This window comes from Anabaena catenula FACHB-362 (assembly GCF_014698735.1).
In the GTDB taxonomy this organism is placed as follows: domain Bacteria; phylum Cyanobacteriota; class Cyanobacteriia; order Cyanobacteriales; family Nostocaceae; genus Anabaena; species Anabaena variabilis_A.
Genome location: NZ_JACJTQ010000009.1, coordinates 69,949 through 85,522 on the forward strand (window position 1 = coordinate 69,949; position 15,574 = coordinate 85,522).

Here is a 15,574-nt window from a genome sequence, read left to right on the forward strand (position 1 = left end):
GAATCTGCTTTTTTAATTTTTAATTGTTAATTTTTAATTCCGAGAAAGCGGTACTAGGGTAGCCAGTGGGGATGAAAGCCGACTAAAGGAAGTTGTTCAGGCTTAATTTCGATATTTTCTCCTTCTGTGATGGGTAACAGAGGCATAAGCCACAGACTGCTAGTAGCAATGGGTTCACCATCATCAGTTTTTAAGTTGTTACCAGGTAATGGTGTAGTGGTATTTTGTAGTGGCACTACTTGGTCAAACAATATGCCCAAACCGTCAGGTGCTAAACTCATTTGCACATTACGTTGAGCGGGAGGTAGCATTAACAGTGGCTTCTGCTGTTCTGTTTTGAGATTAATCGCCACTAAATAAGGCTGTTCTATATATTGTTCTTTTGATATTAGCTGTGTTGTCAAACAGTAGAGCGTGGGTGAAGCAGTATCAAAATTGCAGCCGAGAATAGAGCCTGTTGTTTTTAAGAGTTGTTTCTGCACACCTTGGTTTGTAACCAAGAATAAATCTCGTGTGTAGTCAGTATTAAACTTAACCATTGCCGCTTGTGAACCATCCTTAGAAAAAGCTTGAACTAAGCCAAATTGCGGCAAGAAATCTAGGGGTTTACTAGCATCTCCTAAAAGGGATAAAATTGCTGTTCCCTGTCCTTGGGCTACGGCTACGGCTTTACTATCTGGTGTAATCAAAAAGTCTCCACCAGGTTGACTTTCCAGACGTTTTGGGGTGTTTTTTTCTCCTGAAGTATGGTTGTTGGCTGGCAAATGCCATAGTCCAAAGTCACCGGGATTATCTCTTTTTCCCCGTTGAACAACAATTGTTTGCCCATCGGGAGATAAATCAAATTTCAGGTTTTGATAGTCTTTATTATCTAAAATCAGGTCAATTTTACCTGCTGGTTGTGGTTGTTCATCAGTTTTGCTAGAAATGCCTGTTGTGACTGTATATAATTGGGCTGAAAGTAAATCCGAAGATTTGGAAGAACGAGCCGAGAATAATATTTTATCCCCATCTGGAAATGGCTCGAAGTCCATGACAATCAGGTCTTTGGGGGTAAGTACCTTTTTTTGTTCTTGGGTTAAGTTGTAGAGTACTAACTTTCCCTGCTCTTCTTGATTCGCTCCTATATAAAGTAGGGCGCGATTGCGAGTGCTGAATTTACCTGTAAAGGGTTCCATTACCCTATTTTTTCCTTCTGCTTCCGAGAATTTATCTCTAGATCCTTGTAATAACACTTTATAGTTTGTGCCATAGGGTGCTGGTGTCACCAGTGTATAGACCAGTCTTCGCCCTGCCCAACTGATTTTACCTGCTAGAGGTGGATCGATTTTTAAGTTATTCTCTACGCTTTTGATGTCCATTGGACGGCTAAAGGTAAGACTGAAGGAGATGTCTTCTGCGCCAATTTGTTGATTTTGCCAGGTAAAAGTTCTGACGATAGGCTTGACGGCATCACCTTGCCAGATCACAAACCCAATCAGCAGACTTAATAGGAGAATCAGCGCGATCGCAATTCGATCTAGTGGTTGAATTAATATATGAGATTTAGTCATTGGTTATTAGTTATTAGTTATTGGTCATTGGTCATTGGTCATTGGTCATTAGTTATTGGTCATTGGTCATTGGTCATTGGTCATTGGTCATTGGTCATTAGTTATTGGTCATTGGTCATTGGTCATTGGTCAGAGAACACGTAATTCTTCTTTTTCCCCGCGTCTCCGCGTCCCCGTGTCTCCCCATCTCCCCATCTCCCCATCTCTCCATCCCCTTCTCCCCAGTCTACTAATAACTGTAAGGATTTTTGGGTTGGGGAATTTTCTTCAGGGAGTTAGCTTTGATAGTAAGTTGGCGTTTATTAGCCACAGTTTCTGTAATCATTTGTCCTTCTACTTCTAGCCAAGTGTCGGCTGGATACTGCTGATTATTATCTGGAACTTTAACGGGTAATCCGGCTGGATAGACATCTGCGGCACAACAGGTAATTACAAATCGTGCCAATATCAAATGGTTTTTTTCTAATTCTGGCGGGTGGATGACAAATCCTTGGACTTTAACTTTTTGTCCTGTATAAGCATCAGGTTCTGGATAGACATTGAGGATACGAACCCAGTCTATGAGCGATCGCTCTTCCGGGCGAACAGTAGCACGAAAAGCTTGGGGTTGGGCGCGTGTAGCCCCGATCAACTCAGTCACACCTCGATCTAGTGCTGTTTGACTAGCAAAGACGCGAGGTGTAATGATAAATCCTAAGATTGCTGATGTTAAAAGCAAAGCGCTGCCCCAACCAGGGGGAAATAGATTTATATGTTGTTGATTATTGGGTGCTTCATAACGGCGACGGCGTTGCCAAAGTTGCGCCCCTTTGGCAAATCCCACAATTAGCAACCCAACACCACCCAGATTTACTAACCAAAAGTAATCAGGGTGAATCAACAAATTCAGTTTGCCTGTCAGCCAGTATTTTAGGATTAAAATTCCCCAAGCAGTAATTGCTAGGACATCTAGCCAAGGGAGTAATATATTGTGAAAGTTGGGTTTGGAATTTTGGATTGAAGTCATTATTTATTAGTTGGTCAGCTGTAAGTTGCCAGTTGATAATTACAAATCACATCTGACAACTGACAAAATTTACATGACGTGCAAATTCAAAAATAAAGTAAACAAAAGTGTCAATTGTGCAGATAAAGCAAAGAGATAAATGAGAGCTTTGGGTTTGAAAATTGATAACATCAAACCCACACCTTTGATATCAATCATGGGACCAAATACCAGAAATGCTAACAAGGAACCACTGGTAAAGGTGGAGGCAAAAGATAGGGCAAAGAAGGAATCGACTGTAGAACAGATTGATACTACTACTGCTAAGACCAACATGGCAAGAATTGAGGTAATTGGTCCGGCACCCAAACTGAGGATTAGTTCACGGGGAGCTAAGACTTGAATGGCCGCAGCTATAGCACTTCCTAACACCATTACTCCCGCTAATTCCCTCAATTCTTGGACTATATTATCCAATGCTAGACGCAGTTTTTCGGCAACAGATTTATTCGGGTTAGCAGTGGAAATATCTGTCGGGTTCAAACCACCATCTATTCTGACAGATCCACCAGCTTTTCCACCCAGAATGTAAGTCCCTGATTGTAAAAGACTATTAACAGTTGCTTCTTCCTTTGCCTGATAACGTTTGCCCTTGCGTTTAGGTTCCGGTTTAGCAGGTGGGTTATATTTGAGATAACGAGCGATCGCAGGTTGCAAGAAAGGACTTAAGTCTTTCTGAAAACTGAAAGCAAAACCAATAATAGTTGCGATCGCTAAGGACAATACTACTCTTAACACCACTATTTCTGGTTGATCTCTAAATGCTGTCCAAGTTGACCAAATAACAATTGGGTTAATTGTTGGCGCTGCCAGTAAAAAGCCAATTGCTACTGGTGTGGGTACTCCCTGCATCAATAACCGCCGCGCCACCGGCACATTACCGCACTCACATACCGGGAACAAAAAACCAATCATACTGCCAAATAAAGCCCCCAGTAGGGGATTTGTGGGCATTTTCTCCACTAATTTGCGCTCATCAACGAAAAATAATAGCAAACTGGAGAGTAAAACCCCAAGCAGTAAAAAAGGCATCGCCTCGACTAGCAGACTGAGAAATATTGTAAAACCATTGTTCAGTTGATTCATGGGCGTGGCAGTCAAAAGCGGTTTTGAATTTTAGGGTTATGACTAGTCATTCTATCGAAATGGATATCGAACGGGGGATCAAAAGCAGATCAGTTAAAGTAAACATCATTATACTCAGCTATTTAGAAGCAATCGCATTATCAACCTTTTGGGCGCGGTAGAAGGCAGAAGGGCAGAAGGGCAAAAAAAGTTTTCTGGTATGCCTTTATTCTTTTCCCTACAAGGATTACTGAAATTTATATAGGCATCCTATTTGAGTTTTGTGAAAGTGGCCTGCGCTTTGCGCTTACAAAACGACCTACTCATCTACTTACCTTCTTTTCCTTCTTACCTGTGAAGAGTTCCCTATTCTCTTTTCCCGGTCTCTACGAGTAAGTATGGCTACGCCACGCAACCTATCACGAGTCAAACCGGAGTCCTATAGTTCGTAACCTTGATGTATGCCTGAAAAATCTTTTTACCTAAAAAAATAAACTGTCAGTATTTACCAAATTTAGTTATTTACGTATTAATACTGTTTCCAACATTTAATACCGCCTTGATCAACCCAATAACAAGTATTTGAGCATCGTGCTTAGACAAAAACATTATAACCGCATATTTTCGGATTACATTTATGAAGTGTATCAAAGATAATCAGGTTAATTGCATATAGCAAGCGACTCAAAAAAATTACCCATTTTTAGTTTCAGGAAAGTTTGATGAACGTTAAAAATGCATTTATCTTCACTAGCTTACTATTTGGTGCTGTTTTATCTGGCACTAATTCAGCTGAAGCTGCAAGTTTCACCAGCAATGTTACTGGTAATGATCCCACAAAGGATATCATCTTAAATTCCATTACCCAGAATGGAAAAAACATTAACAACTTTTCCTACATTAACAAGGCTGTTATTCAATACAACACCCCCAGGACTAACGATCCTAACAGTGGTGCGGCTAGTACAGATAGAGGAGATAATGTAGTCACACCACAGCTACCAGAAGAAACTCCAGATAATGTAGCGATCGCTGCTTACTTGGGTAACAACAACTTAAACAACATCATTGATACTGAAGATGTTGGTGCATTCACAATTGACGTATTCTTTGATAGCCAGATTACAAAAGATAACTCAGGACTAGATAGCCTGTTTTTCTGGGAACGGGGTATGAATAGTAGTTTGGGTATTCAAGCGCTGGATAGTTCTGGAAATGTGATCGGTAATATTAACCCAACTATAATCCATCAGACACGTAATAATTACGCAGGTTTCAAAATTGACACCACAGAAATTTGGGAAGCTCAAGAGGTAGGTTCTTGGGGTATAAATCTTGATTTGTTGGGAGTTACTAAATTAAGTGGTCTCCGACTCACAGCTAACAGTAGCTTTAGTGGACCCGATTTCAAAATTATTGCGAGAAAAACAACACCTGAACCCACAACTATTCTCGGCTTAGGTGCAGTAGCTGCACTTTGTTTGTTACGTCGTCAGTGGAAACAGGGTTCTGCTTCGGCATCTGTTCAGTAATACTGATTTGATTTTGATACTCAGTCAATAATTAAATCAAGCCTATAAATGGAAACCGAAGAATATCGGTAACCTGGTTATAGGCTTTTTGTTTTATTTAATCTAAAGCTTGTAGTAAATTTTCGCCACGTAGGTAAATTTCCCGTGCGTAGTCAGTCCAAGCACCTTGTCCCCAATATCGAAAACAACTGGTTTGCAGCAACAAGTTATGTAATAAAACTTGGCGGTAGTGAGTTTGTCTGGTGACAGGTTGGTCTGAGTCGGTAGACAATAATTGATCAAATTTATGATGAAATAATTTGCTTAATTCATACATGGGGGATAAAACATTTTCGTATCCTTGCACCCAACTAATATGATTAGTCCATGATGCACCATCCAGATGAAAATTGGGGTTAATCTGTTTTATTTCTTGAATAGCATTTTCTACAGCCTCTGGTTGCAAATTATCTGCTGAAATTCGCTGCCAAATTTGATGTTGTCCTACTGGTTGACAAGAGGGAAAGTCTTCAAGTTGACAACCAGCAGCAGTCAATAATTCTAAATATTCTGTTCCACAAACCCCAACAACACCTGTTTTACCTATTTGTCCCCAAGCTTGTTTGAAACCGCTGGGAAATTCATTCATCATCACACCCCCGTTTTCACCATCACCTATTTGGCTGACGATTGGTGGTACTAAAACATTTCCTAATTGTTGTTTAGATAAGGTTTTAGCTTCATAATATGGCTGCATTTGAGCAACTAATTTAGTATCTGAACCTTGGGTTTTAATTAAGGCTGTAATACTAATTGTTTCCCCTTGGGAATTACGAGCGATTAAACGGTGTGGTAGATGTTTTTGGGTGATAGGTTCACCACTGATTTGTTCTATCGTATGTTCTTGAACAAGTAACCAGCGGTATCCACATTCTTTGAGGGCTTTGATAAATGCAAATAATGTATCTGGGTGATTTGGTAGGTGCATTTCTGGAGGTGAAAATCCTTTAACTCTTCCTAGGGCTTCCCAACCAAAAATTGCCGCAAACTGATGTTGCCAAGCGATGATGTGCAGTTTAATATCTGGTATAGGGGTGGAAGGAATGACGGCATGACTCCACATTGTTCCCAACCACTCTACATAAGGCTGATAAGTAGAATCACAGGTGATGCGTTTAAGATTGTCGAGAATGTCACTCCGTCCCATTTGCCGAAGTCCCCACAAAAGATTACCGGAATAGTCCAACATCACACGGGGGTTACAGCCTTGATTGACTAATTCAGGAATAAAGTCTCCCATACGGCTGTAACAATGGGCAAAGGGGCCAGCATTGTGGTTGTCTCCTTCGTGCTGATGTTCAAACATATATTGCAGATTGCTGATGTATGAACCGTTATGTCCAGCTGGTATAGTTGGTTGGTGCATATGCAGTGCGATCGCAAATACAGCATTGACATCTGCTAATTTGATATTAGTTGTTGGTAAAAATACGGGCGCGTCATGGTTAACTACAGATAGCACTTCTGTTTCCCAACCAGAAATATTTGGTAAATCATCGATGATTTCGGGTAAAGATGGGAGATTGGTAAGGAGTTTAAGCATTTCTGGTTTTTCCGCAACGATGTCTAACTGTCAATCTTGCACCGATATCTGATTTTTTTTTCATCAACAACTACGAACTCAGGCTAGTCCAGCAATTATCATCGGTGCAGTCTTCCCAGATATTCCCACCTTTGGGTTCTACTTCTTGATGAAGTTTGTTTACCAATAAATCTTCTCCTCCCCGCGTCCCCGTGTCTCCCCATCTCCGCGTCCCTTCTCCCGCGTCTCTTCTTAAACTTCCAGCACTCTTTCTGCTATTCTTAATTTAGCGGAGCGCGATCGCACATTTTGAGAAATTTCTTCTTCACCAGCAATAATTGGCTTTTTTGTCAATACCTTTAACAGGGGCGAATTTCTTAACCCGTGTTTCACTAATCTATCTTCCAAACTGTGAAAACTGATAATGACAATTCTCCCACCGGGAACCAGCGCTAATGGTGCTTTTTCTATCAGGGTTTCTAAAACGTTTAATTCATCATTCACCACAATTCGCAAAGCTTGGAAAACGCGGGTAGCGGGGTGAATTCTCCCATGACGGTATTTAGGAGGGACAGAATATGCGATCGCATTTGCTAATTCTGTAGTAGTCTGAAATGGACGATTATCGACAATTTTTCTCGCTATCCTTCGAGAAAGTCTCTCTTCACCATATTTAAAGAAAATATCCGCCAATTCTTTTTCATCCCACTCATTAATTACATCAGCAGCCGTAAGAGACTGTTGTTGGTTCATTCGCATATCTAAATTTGCCGCATTTCTAAAACTAAAACCCCGTTCCGGCTGATCTAAATGATAAGAACTAACTCCCAAATCTGCTAAAATCCCATCATAAGTATTTGCGGGAAAGGCATAATTTGCAAAGTTGCTGTGAATAAAATTTACCCTTTTTCCAAACTCAGCCAAATTTTGTTGTGCTGCTGCTAAAGCATCTGTATCTTGGTCAAGTGCAGTAACTTGAACATTTTCCGCCGCTTGTAAAATCAGACGACTGTGACCACCACCACCCACCGTCAAATCTAAATAATTTCCACCGGGACGAACTGCTAAACCTATTATTACTTCTTGACCAAGAACGGGAATATGAGAAAAAGCAACTTCTTCTAAATCTAGCGGTGTTTGTAAATCTGATTCGATCATTAATTTTATCGTTGGTAAATAACTGCTTCGGGAACTTGACGCAGATTTTTTTCTAAATTTTTCGTATCGTTATTGATGATAATGACATAAGTGTAGCCAGGAAATTCTACTTCATTAATTATCTGGTCGAGAAATTTGTATTTACCGCTATCTGTTAAAGTCCATTTGCGCTGAACACCAAGTATATAAAAATGCTCTTCTGGAAAATATTCCACGACTTTTTGGACTAAATAAGCCCTTTTGAGTTCTGGATATTTAGCTAACTGTAAACATAGATTCTCAATCACTTCAGCAGATAAATTATGATGTTTAAATTCGTCACTAGCTCTAACATCAGAACGCTCTTGTTTAGCCAGCCAAATAAACTCATAATGCTGCTGGATGCGTTCTTGATAAGATTTTAATTCTTTATTTCTTCCTTGACTCTTCAGAAAGGCATAAATCAGGTTACAACCATCAATAACTATATTTGAATCTTGAGAAATTGCTCTTTCAATATAATCTATGCCACTATCATCATTTCTTTTTAATAAAGCCTGTCCTAATAGATAATTAGCTTGCGTATGATTTTCGTCATCAGCCAGAATGCCTCTAAACATAAGCATAGCAGTTTCTTGACTACGAAATTCCCATGTCAAGTAAGCAATATCCCAGTTTTCATCTTTAGTCAAAGATTGATTTTTAGACTTTTCTTCTAAAACCTGAAGCTTTTGTAGAGATTCTTGAGCATAGGCGTACCGTTGTCGCCAAGGAGTTTGCATTTTTTCTTGCCAATTTTGATCAAAGATATGAGTAAACTTCTCTAAATTATTTCCTAAATATTCACTAGCAGCACTGATTTCAAATTGTGGTGGTATAGTTAATGTTTGATTTTTAATAGTCAGATATCCTAAAGACTCCAGTCGGTCTTGTAAACAAGGATGAGTATCTTGATGATCGGTTTTTTCTGCTAAAGCCTGTTGTAAAAAGCGAATAGAATCTTCTTGTGTTGAACAATTAAACAACATCAGAGATACTTGTCCATAAACATCTTGGGGAGGTTCTACTAATTCTTCTGCTTTTTTATAGACACTCGGCCAAAAAGAATTCTCCAAAAATTTAGCTTTGACATCGACATTAATCAAAGCTTCGGCTATATTTTCTACACCTACAAGTTCCGCTGCACAACGGTCTGCTTCATATTCATTCATTCGCCTCAACACAAATGAATAAGCAGCAAAAAAAGGAGAATACCAATTAAAAAAAGATTGTAAAATTAAAGACCCGAATTGATCGCCACTTTGCTGTAATCTTTCTAAAATTTGATAGTAAGTTTTTTGAATACGATAAATCCAGCCTGCAAACTGACTATGATTTCCCGATAAATGTCCTAATTCATGTCCCAGCACAGCACAAAACTGATCTGGTGATAAAGCCTGCATCAATGGTAATCCTAATAACAAGTAATTTTGTTGCCATCCCAATAAACCCAAACGAGGTATTTGGACAACAGCAGCGTTAAACTCATCTGTAAGTAAAATGTGGTGAAATTTTGGTGATTTTAACTTAGTGGTGAGTTTATCAACTAAATTAAATAGATAGGTGGCTTCTTGGCGTTTGAGTTTTAAACCTTGAGGTTCTGGAAATGTCACCCAGAGCGATCGCAAAACCACAAAAATTGGTACAAGCAGCACTAACGCTAATTTTAGCACAACACTGTTCAATGTTCTGGTATAAAATCCTACAGTTAAAATTCCTACAAACACCAGCAACATCAATACTAAGGAGAAAAATATATAACCATAACCGAGTAGAGCCAACAACCCGACTTTCAACTTATAACTACCAGGTTGCTGCTGGGCATACTGCTGTAAATTAGTAATCAGTGTATCAAATTCTTCTTGATTTAAAGCCATATTCGCATATCACTAAGCTCAAACACTAGCTTAACCTATGTATGAGTTATTTAATATGGATACTTAAAAAACTTTATTACTGACCTAATTTCTGAATCTTGGTTCCATAGAATTTAATTAGTTTCAACATCAATTTAATCTATTTGTCTTTCGCCACAGAGAATCTTAGTGTAATGGGGTGAATATTTTTCCCACCTTCACCTCACACCGCATATAAAAAAATTGCCTGTAGCTCAATCCCTTGAATCTCTTGCTCCCTATAATAATTGAAGAAGTGCAACAAAATAAAGCATCAAGTACAAATCCGACCCTGCTATCCTCTCTTCAACATCACCCTGTAGAGACAGCAAGATTATCCCTACAAGCTAAATTTTGGCAGATCCGATAAATCTTGTCTGGTTAGCATCTTGGCGGTTCAATTCAAAAATGGCAATAACGGGAGAACATCAAATCTATGAGTAGAATAGAAACCCGCACTGAACCAATGGTGCTAAATATGGGGCCTCATCATCCCTCAATGCACGGAGTTCTGCGGCTAATTATGACACTGGATGGCGAGGATGTCGTTGACTGTGAACCAGTCATTGGCTACCTGCACAGGGGAATGGAGAAAATTGCCGAAAACCGCTCAAATATCATGTACGTCCCCTACGTCAGCCGTTGGGACTACGCTGCGGGGATGTTCAACGAAGCCGTCACTGTTAACGCACCTGAAAAGTTAGCAGGTGTCACAGTTCCCAAACGCGCCAGCTACATTCGCGTGATCATGCTGGAACTAAACCGTATTGCTAATCACTTGCTATGGTTTGGCCCTTTCCTCGCTGACGTAGGCGCACAAACTCCCTTCTTCTACCAATTCCGGGAACGAGAAATGATTTATGACCTGTGGGAAGCCGCCACAGGTTATCGCATGGTAAATAACAACTACTTCCGCGTTGGTGGTGTAGCTGCTGATTTACCCTACGGTTGGGTAGACAAGTGTTTGGAATTTTGCGAATATTTCATCCCCAAAGTTGATGAGTATGAACGCCTAGTTACAAATAACCCGATCTTCCGTCGTCGTATTGAAGGTTTGGGTACTATTACCCGCGAAGAAGCCATTAACTGGGGACTTTCCGGCCCCATGTTACGCGCTTCGGGTGTGAAGTGGGATTTGCGGAAAGTTGACCACTACGAATGTTACGACGACTTCGACTGGGACGTACAGTGGGAAACCGTAGGTGATTGTCTTGCCCGTTACATGGTACGGATGCGAGAAATGCGCGAATCCGTGAAAATCATCAAACAAGCCATCCAAGGTTTACCGGGCGGACCTTACGAAAACCTGGAAGCCAAGCGGTTAATGGCTGGGAAAAAATCTGAGTGGGATGCTTTTGATTATCAATTCATTGGTAAGAAAGTTTCACCTTCATTTAAGATTCCTACAGGTGAAATCTACTCCCGTGTAGAAAGCGGTAAAGGTGAACTGGGAATTTATTTAGTTGGCGATAATAACGTTTTCCCCTGGCGGTGGAAAATTCGCCCAGCAGATTTCAACAACCTGCAAATTCTCCCTCATTTATTACGGGGTATGAAGGTTGCAGACGTGGTAGTAATTCTCGGTAGTATTGACGTGATCATGGGATCTGTTGATAGATAATTAATCGCCGCATTACGCCGCTGTTTACTTTATTAGAGACGTGGTAATTCGCGTCTCTATGTTTTATGGATAAAAAATTATTTGTGTCTGAAAATACAGCAGAGAACTCTTAACTCTCTTTGCAACTCTCTTTTTATATAGCTTTGTTCTTAAATTTTGTACCTCCTGTAACCTGAAATCTGCTGTAAAATATTGTTGTATTACTTAACATAAAGTAAAAAAATTCAATTAATATGTAAATTAATTTTAGAAAGAAACTAAAATTTAATACTTAATTATTTGGATAAAAATAAATCCGAATTAAATTAATTATTTTTTAATATTTGGGAATCTAATTGATATCAATCCATCCATAACTACCAGAAACTTCTGTGCTGTTACTACAATTTGTGTTAGATTCAGGATGATTTTTCCTTACAGGTCTGATAAGTTACTATATAAATTCGATAACCTTTACTCAATATTTATTTTAGACCTGTGCAAATTCACCCTCACTCAGAATTTGAACACATCTCGAATCGGCATAGTCAACAGGGTATGCAAAAATTGCTGAATCGCCTTGTGAGAAAAATGCAGCGGGATGAGTTAGTTCGACAAACAACAAATCAACTCCGAGAATCACTCCAAGTTGATCGCGTAGTCTTATATTATTTTTATGAGCAATGGTACGGTCAGGTGACATTTGAATCTTTGATTTCTGATGAATTATCAATTTTGGGTTCAACTGGAGCAGATGATTGTTTTAACAATGAATACGCTGCTTTGTACTTAGGCGGCAGGGTAAATGCGATCGCTGATATTGAGTTAGAACCTATTGCGCCTTGTCACCGCGATTTCCTCCGCAGTATGCAGGTACGTGCCAATTTGGTTGTACCGATTTTGATTCCTAGAGGTTTATGGGGGCTACTAGTAGCTCATCAGTGTCATAAAACTCATGCTTGGTCGCCAGTAGAGATAGAATTGATGCAAACAGCCGCCCACACACTGGCTACAGATCCTAACATCTTAGAAAGTTAACGTCGGCTACAACTTTTTGAAAGTCTTGAATTTAGAGGCTAAAAGTTACAAATCCGGTGAAAGTGTAAAGTTTGATGACCGATTAGATAAGTGATGGGATTTGGGCAGACAAACAAATCGAAGGGGTGCTTTAAACCACTTCTGTCAGATTCCAAATCACAAACCTGATCTGCGGGAAACCAAGCATGGATAAAGTGGCGCTGAAAAAACACCTTTCATGGAAGCATATTCCTTTAGCATTGCAAATAGCGATCGCAATTATCCTGGCTGTAATCATAGGAAGTTTACTAAGTAGCCAAGCCGCAAATAATGCCGACTATATCAATCATTTAGCAATTCCCTGTAACTTAATACTCAAGGCGCTGCGGGCTTTGGCAACACCACTAATTATGTTAGCCGTACTCCACGCCTTTCTCACCGCTGATATCCCAGGTAGATCCGGTCGTCGTCTAACAGTGCTACTACTGACCAATACCACTGTAGCCATTTTTATCGGTCTTTTCGTCGCCAACGTTTTACAACCAGGTTCATGGGGTCGCCTTTCTGCACCCTCTAGCACCGAAGCATCTAGCAAAACTCTCGACCCTTGGGGACTAGTCCAGGACATCGTACCAGATTCTATCCTCAAACCTCTGGTTGACAACAATGTCATTCAACTGATTTTTATCTCCTTAGCTTTCGGCGTAGTTTTGCGTGCCTTGAAAGCACAACAAATAGCGGAAAGCAAAACATATTACCAGGCAATAGAGGGGGTAATTACAATATTATTTGAGGCAGTTATCCGCATCCTCCACTGGACTATAGCTTTAGTACCATTAGCAGTCTTTGGCATCGTTGCTAAAACTGTTGCCCTTCAAGGCTTTGCCCCCTTTAAATCCTTGGGAGCATTTATTTTAGCTGTGTTGTTAGCTTTAAGTTTACAAGCCTGTTATTACTTGCTGCGAGTGAAATTTGGTTCTTGGGTAACTCCCAAAAACTTCTTAGCAGGCGGTTCAGAAGCTTTATTAACAGCTTTTTCCACAGCTTCCTCAACAGCCACAACACCAATTACTTTTGAGGCTTTGCTATCTAAAATCGGTTTGCGGGAATCTTCTGCTTCTCTGGGGGCGCTAGTTGGTAGTAATTTTAACAATGATGGAACTGCCCTCTATGAAGCAATGTCAGCACTATTTATTGCCCAAGTATTGGGTTTACATCTTTCTCTACCACAGCAGTTGATTGTTGTCATCACAGCTATTTTTGCTTCTGTTGGTGCAGCTGGTATACCAGAAGCTGGTTTAGTAACAATGACCCTTGTATTTACTTCTGTGGGTCTGCCTACTCAATACATAGCATTGCTAGTGACAGTGGATTGGTTCTTAGATCGTTGTCGCACTGCTATTAATGTTATGGGCGATATGACTGTCAGCTGCTTGCTTGATGGTAAGAAGCCGCTAAATAGGGTTTGCTGTTCGCGTAGCGTGCCGTAGGCGTAAAAGTCTTTCCGTTAGGGGTTAGGAGTCAGGAGTCAGGAGTCAGGAGTCAGGAGGAAGAATTAGAAGCAGCTGAGAATAGTTTATCTAGAGGGAAAAGTGAGCAGTTTTTGATGGTTTTAATGTCTATTGCTTGCACCTTCTTACCCTTTTTTACCCCTGAATCCCTTGATTCATCTAGGTTTTATCTTTATTCAGCAAGCCCTAAATACTAATATCGACACTTACAGCAGGTGACAGAGGTGTTTTTGCGTCTGTCTATATTGTATCAACCCTATAAATGGGATAAACACTGTCTCCGCGTCCCCCACTCCTCGCGTCTGTCCGTCCTGAATATTTTACCTGAAATTGCAAATTTTATGGATTCCCATCCCGCACTGTGTCAAGCTCTAGCCAATCGCATTATCACTAATCCGCAAAAACGAATTACCTTTGCTGAATACATGGATATGGTGTTATATCACCCAGAATATGGCTACTATTCCAGTGATACAGTCAAAATTGGGTTTCGAGGTGGTGATTTTTTCACATCTTCCAGTCTTGGGAATGATTTCGGCGAATTACTGGCTGTGCAGTTTTTCCAGATGTGGCAGATTTTAGGGCAACCAACGCCTTTTTCTTTGGTGGAAATGGGAGCAGGTTTTGGTATTTTGGCATCTCATATCCTCAATTACCTAAAATTACAGCACCCAGATTTTTTTACCGTACTGGAATACATCATTATTGAGAAATCGCCAAGTTTAAGGCAAGAACAGCAGCAAAGGTTACAAGACCAAAATGTTCGTTGGTGCAATTTGGAAGAAATAGCTCCCAACTCAATTATTGGCTGCTTTTTTTCTAATGAATTAGTAGATGCTTTTCCAGTCCATCAATTCACCCTAGAAGCAGGAGAATTGCGAGAAATTTATGTGACTACTTCGCAGAACCTAACCCCCGAAACCCCTTCCCTATTAGGGGAGAAGTCAAATATTGAATTTATTGAAGTATTAGGTGAACCATCTACGCCGCAGTTAGCAGCATATTTTGATTTGGTGGAAATTGAATTAAGCCAAAGTACTTATGCAGATGGTTATCGCAGTGAAATTAATTTAGCTGCTCTTGACTGGTTGAGTATAGTGGCAGACTGCTTGCAACGCGGGTATGTGTTAACAATTGATTATGGCTACCCTTCCAGCCGTTATTATAACCCCAGGCGATCGCAAGGAACACTACAGTGCTACTACCATCATCGTTATCATGATAATCCTTACATCAATATTGGGCGACAAGATATCACCGCTCATGTTGATTTTACAGCTTTGGAATCTTGGGGTAAAAAGTGCGGTTTAAATTCAGTTGGTTGGACACAACAAGGTTTATTTTTGATGGCGTTGGGGTTAGGTGAACGACTAGCTGCCCTTTCATCTCAAAACCAACCCCTATCACAAGTGCTAAACCGACGGGAAACATTACACCAACTAATTTCACCCACGGGACTGGGCAGTTTTGGAGTTCTGGTTCAAAGCAAGGAATTAACGGCAAAAGAAGCCTTGCAATGCTTGAAGGGATTAACCACACCTGGGTAGAGGTGAAGGTAAAAGGTTAAAACTCTATTTAAGAATCCTGTATCAGTCTTTATTAGACTAGCATAACAGTGA

12 protein-coding genes are annotated in these 15,574 nt (G+C 40.2%); 6 read left to right on the top strand and 6 right to left on the bottom strand.

Annotated features, from left to right (window positions below; genetic code table 11):
• Positions 1-53: 53 nt before the first annotated feature.
• Positions 54-1,553 (bottom strand): Ig-like domain-containing domain, encoded by a 1,500-nt coding sequence (locus H6G68_RS08580; protein WP_190906247.1) that lies wholly within the window; start codon positions 1,551-1,553, stop codon positions 54-56.
• Between H6G68_RS08580 and H6G68_RS08585 the strand changes: the two genes are divergently transcribed.
• Positions 1,539-1,697 carry a hypothetical protein gene (locus tag H6G68_RS08585; RefSeq protein WP_190906248.1) on the top strand — a complete coding sequence of 53 codons (159 nt, stop codon included), beginning with the start codon at positions 1,539-1,541 and terminating at the stop codon, positions 1,695-1,697. The two genes, H6G68_RS08580 and H6G68_RS08585, sit on opposite strands and share 15 nt — an antisense overlap.
• 85 nt (positions 1,698-1,782) lie before the next feature.
• Here H6G68_RS08585 and H6G68_RS08590 read toward each other — a convergent pair whose 3' ends face one another.
• Both H6G68_RS08590 and H6G68_RS08595 read right to left on the bottom strand, forming a co-directional pair.
• Positions 1,783-2,559 carry a TIGR03943 family putative permease subunit gene (locus H6G68_RS08590; RefSeq protein ID WP_190906249.1) on the bottom strand — a complete coding sequence of 259 codons (777 nt, stop codon included), beginning with the start codon at positions 2,557-2,559 and terminating at the stop codon, positions 1,783-1,785.
• 69 nt (positions 2,560-2,628) lie between these two features.
• Positions 2,629-3,684, bottom strand: coding sequence for a permease (locus H6G68_RS08595; RefSeq protein WP_190906250.1), 1,056 nt, complete (start codon positions 3,682-3,684; stop codon positions 2,629-2,631).
• A 701-nt stretch (positions 3,685-4,385) separates the two neighbouring features.
• On the opposite strand from H6G68_RS08595, the gene H6G68_RS08600 reads away from it, so the two are divergent.
• A complete protein-coding gene (locus H6G68_RS08600; RefSeq protein ID WP_190906251.1) occupies positions 4,386-5,195 on the top strand; it encodes an exosortase-dependent surface protein XDP2 in 810 nt (269 codons plus the stop codon).
• A 97-nt stretch (positions 5,196-5,292) separates the two neighbouring features.
• Here H6G68_RS08600 and H6G68_RS08605 read toward each other — a convergent pair whose 3' ends face one another.
• From H6G68_RS08605 to H6G68_RS08615, 3 genes are all read right to left on the bottom strand, one after another.
• Positions 5,293-6,777 (bottom strand): glycosyl hydrolase family 57, encoded by a 1,485-nt coding sequence (locus H6G68_RS08605; protein WP_190906252.1) that lies wholly within the window; start codon positions 6,775-6,777, stop codon positions 5,293-5,295.
• Between the two features lie 231 nt (positions 6,778-7,008).
• Positions 7,009-7,914, bottom strand: coding sequence for a 16S rRNA (cytosine(1402)-N(4))-methyltransferase RsmH (gene rsmH / locus H6G68_RS08610; protein ID WP_190906253.1), 906 nt, complete (start codon positions 7,912-7,914; stop codon positions 7,009-7,011).
• A gap of 5 nt (positions 7,915-7,919) precedes the next feature.
• Positions 7,920-9,809, bottom strand: coding sequence for a M48 family metallopeptidase (locus tag H6G68_RS08615; RefSeq protein ID WP_190906254.1), 1,890 nt, complete (start codon positions 9,807-9,809; stop codon positions 7,920-7,922).
• A 454-nt stretch (positions 9,810-10,263) separates the two neighbouring features.
• On the opposite strand from H6G68_RS08615, the gene H6G68_RS08620 reads away from it, so the two are divergent.
• The 4 genes from H6G68_RS08620 to H6G68_RS08635 all read left to right on the top strand — a co-directional run bounded on the left by H6G68_RS08620 (position 10,264) and on the right by H6G68_RS08635 (position 15,502).
• On the top strand, positions 10,264-11,448 hold the full coding sequence (locus tag H6G68_RS08620) for an NAD(P)H-quinone oxidoreductase subunit H (RefSeq protein WP_071189466.1): 1,185 nt from the start codon (positions 10,264-10,266) through the stop codon (positions 11,446-11,448).
• Between the two features lie 477 nt (positions 11,449-11,925).
• Positions 11,926-12,465, top strand: a complete 540-nt coding sequence (locus tag H6G68_RS08625) for a GAF domain-containing protein (protein ID WP_190906255.1) — start codon at positions 11,926-11,928, stop codon at positions 12,463-12,465.
• A gap of 185 nt (positions 12,466-12,650) precedes the next feature.
• Positions 12,651-13,934 (top strand): dicarboxylate/amino acid:cation symporter, encoded by a 1,284-nt coding sequence (locus tag H6G68_RS08630; protein WP_190906256.1) that lies wholly within the window; start codon positions 12,651-12,653, stop codon positions 13,932-13,934.
• Positions 13,935-14,296: 362 nt separating this feature from the next.
• Positions 14,297-15,502 (top strand): class I SAM-dependent methyltransferase, encoded by a 1,206-nt coding sequence (locus H6G68_RS08635; RefSeq protein WP_190906257.1) that lies wholly within the window; start codon positions 14,297-14,299, stop codon positions 15,500-15,502.
• Positions 15,503-15,574 lie beyond the last annotated feature (72 nt).